We start from the raw sequence: 2,769 nt of genomic DNA on the forward strand, positions 1-2,769 counted from the left end.
TACGAGCTGCTCGACGCCGTGCTCGGCGCGCTGCCCGACGAGGCGCCGCCGGAGACGTTCGGCGTCGCGGGCGGCCCGCAACGCGTCGCGCTGCTCGGCCGGCCCAACGTCGGCAAGTCCAGCCTGCTCAACCAGCTCGCCGGCGAGAACCGCGTCGTCGTCGACTCCGTCGCCGGCACGACGCGGGACCCGGTCGACGAGATGATCGAGCTGGGCGGCCGCACCTGGAGGTTCGTCGACACCGCCGGCATCCGCCGGCGGGCCCGCGAGTCGCAGGGCGCCGACTTCTACGCCACGCTGCGCACCCAGTCGGCGCTCGACCGGTCCGAGGTCGCGGTCGTGCTCATCGACGCGAGCGAGCCGCTCGCCGAGCAGGATCTGCGGATCATCACCATGGTGATCGAGTCGGGCCGCTCGCTGGTCCTGGCGTTCAACAAGTGGGACCTGGTGGACGAGGAGCGCCGTCACTTCCTCGACCGCGAGATCGACCGGCAGCTCCACCACGCGCGCTGGGCGCCGCGGGTCAACATCTCGGCGCGTACGGGACGGCACGTCGAGAAGCTCGTGCCCGCCATCGAGACGGCGCTGGAGGGCTGGGGCGAGCGCGTGCCGACCGCGCGGCTCAACTCCTTCATGACCGACCTGGTGGCGGCCAAGCCGCATCCCATTCGCGGTGGGAAGCAGCCGCGCGTCATGTTCGCCACGCAGGCGGGCGTGCAGCCGCCGCGGTTCGTGCTGTTCACCACGGGCTTCCTGGAGGCGGGCTACCGCCGGTTCGTCGAACGCCGGCTGCGCGAGGACTTCGGCTTCGAGGGCACGCCCATCGAGATCAGCATGAAGATCCGGGAGAAGCGCCAGCGCAAGTGAGGGGCGTCTCTGACCGAGAACGTCGGGAGCCCCGCGCCGGGCACGCGGCCGGGCACGGGGCTCCACAGGGGCACCTCAGGCGGAGACGCCGACCTTGCGACTCTCCATCGCGTGCTGGACCAGCGCGATCAGCACCTCCTTGCCCGAATCCCGCATCCGCGCGTCACAGAGCATCACCGGCACGCCCGAGCCGAGGTTCAGCGCGGCCTGGACCTCGTCCAGCTCGTACTGCCTCGCCCCCTCGAAGCAGTTCACCGCGACGATGAACGGAATGTTGCGCCGCTCGAAGTAGTCGACCGCGGGGAAGCAGTCCGCGAGCCGCCGGGTGTCGGCGAGCACGACCGCGCCGAGCGAGCCGATCGCCACCTCGTCCCACATGAACCAGAACCGCTCCTGCCCGGGCGTGCCGAACAGGTACAGCATGAACTGGTCCTTGATGGTGATGCGGCCGAAGTCCATCGCGACGGTGGTGGTGGTCTTGCCCTCCACGCCCGCGATGTCGTCGACGCGTACGCCCTTGTCGGTGAGGATCTCCTCGGTGCGGAGCGGTTTCGTCTCCGAGACGGCCCCGACCAGCGTGGTCTTTCCGGCGCCGAATCCGCCGGCGATGAGAATCTTGATCGCCTTGGGCAGTCTCCGGCCCTGTCGATCAAAGCGCATGGAGTCCATCGATCACTGCCCTGTACATCTGCTCGTCGGTCATCAAGTCGGTGTCGGTCTGGGGGTCCTGCACGTTGACCAGCCCCTTGTCGAGGAGGTCGCCGAGCAGCACCCGGACGGTAATGGTCGGGAGCTTGAGGTGGCCCGCGATCTCGGCGACCGACATCACCTGCTCACAGAGGCGTACCACGGCCTGGTGCTCCGGTCCCAGGCCGAGCTCCGGTGACGCCGGCAGGCCCGTGGCCTCGACCAGCGTGACCAGGTCGAACTTGCCGCGTACGGGTTGCATCCGTCCGCTGGTCATCACGTACGGCCGGACCAGCGGCCCGGCCTGGTCATCCAGCCAGCGTTCCTCTTCGTCGGCCTCGTCGGCGGGCTGCTCGGCCGATCGGCCGGCCAGGGACTCTTCGCCGGCCTCCGGGCCCGGGAACTCTTCACCGGGTGGTTCGCCGGGCGAGGTCACGAGGCCTGCTCGGAACTACGGGACGCGGCGGTCAGATGGTGGCCGAGCCCGGTGACGAGCATGGCCATCTCGTAGGCGATGAGCCCGATGTCGGCCTCCTCGGTGCTGAGTACCGCCAGGCAGGCGCCCTGCCCGGCGACGGTGACCAGAAGGTACGCCGACCGCATCTCGACGACGGTCTGCCGGATGGGGCCGCCGTTGAAGCGCTCGCCCACCCCCTTGGCGAGCGACTGGATGCCGGCCGCGACCGCCGCCAGATGCTCGGCGTCCTCGTGTTCGAACTCCCGTGAGGCCGCCATCAGCAGGCCGTCCGCGGACAGCACGATCGCGTGCTGTGCCTCCGGTACGCGTTTGATCAGGTCGTCGAGCAACCAGGCCAGATCGGCGGAGGGGTCTGTCTTTTGCGTCACTGGTTGTCCTCTTGGGCGTCTTCAGCGGGTGTGGAAGTGTGGTCGGTCGCGTCGGTCAGCGATCGCGCCGCCGCGTCGGTTCGGCCTCGGCGGGTGCCCGCCTGGAGTCCGCCGAACGATTTGCGGATCTCCTCCGGCGTCGGAACGTCGTCATCCGGGGCCGTGGCCGAGGCGGACGACAAGGCCTGGCCGTCCGTGCGCAGCGCGGGGGAGATGCTGGCCTGGGGTACGCGGACCGGCAGGCCGCCGGGGGTGGTCTGCGAGGCCGACGGGGGCTCCGGTGCGGCCGGCTCCGCGGGCTCGGGCTCTCGCGGCGTCGTGGACGTACGCTGGGGAAGCGGCGGCAGGGCGCCGGACGCGTCGGTGGCC

Annotated in this window: 4 protein-coding genes and 1 pseudogene; 1 reads left to right on the forward strand and 4 read right to left on the reverse strand. The window is 70.5% G+C overall.

Annotated elements, in window-relative coordinates; genetic code table 11:
- A partial coding sequence (locus ACFFNX_RS46975) for a GTPase (protein ID WP_378212880.1) occupies positions 1-867 on the forward strand: 867 nt, incomplete at its 5' end.
- Positions 868-942: 75 nt separating this feature from the next.
- Here ACFFNX_RS46975 and ACFFNX_RS46980 read toward each other — a convergent pair.
- The 4 genes and pseudogenes from ACFFNX_RS46980 to ACFFNX_RS46995 all read right to left on the reverse strand — a co-directional run.
- Positions 943-1,536: a GTP-binding protein gene (locus tag ACFFNX_RS46980; RefSeq protein WP_378212882.1), complete on the reverse strand. Its 594-nt coding sequence runs from the start codon at positions 1,534-1,536 to the stop codon at positions 943-945.
- Positions 1,517-1,990 (reverse strand): DUF742 domain-containing protein, encoded by a 474-nt coding sequence (locus ACFFNX_RS46985; protein ID WP_378212884.1) that lies wholly within the window; start codon positions 1,988-1,990, stop codon positions 1,517-1,519. Before ACFFNX_RS46985 ends, ACFFNX_RS46980 begins: the two co-directional genes overlap by 20 nt.
- Positions 1,987-2,400 (reverse strand): roadblock/LC7 domain-containing protein, encoded by a 414-nt coding sequence (locus ACFFNX_RS46990; protein WP_378212885.1) that lies wholly within the window; start codon positions 2,398-2,400, stop codon positions 1,987-1,989. The genes ACFFNX_RS46985 and ACFFNX_RS46990 overlap by 4 nt, the downstream gene beginning before the upstream one ends.
- Positions 2,397-2,769, reverse strand: a pseudogene (locus ACFFNX_RS46995) (hypothetical protein); the annotation flags it as partial. The pseudogene ACFFNX_RS46995 and the gene ACFFNX_RS46990, both read right to left, overlap by 4 nt.

Source organism: Actinoallomurus acaciae, assembly GCF_042429965.1.
Lineage (GTDB): Bacteria > Actinomycetota > Actinomycetes > Streptosporangiales > Streptosporangiaceae > Actinoallomurus > Actinoallomurus acaciae.

Excerpts from the sequence above, each read along its gene's own strand:
- ACFFNX_RS46980 (WP_378212882.1), bottom strand. The coding sequence starts at position 1,536 with ATGGACTCCATGCGCTTTGATCGACAGGGCCGGAGACTGCCCAAGGCG.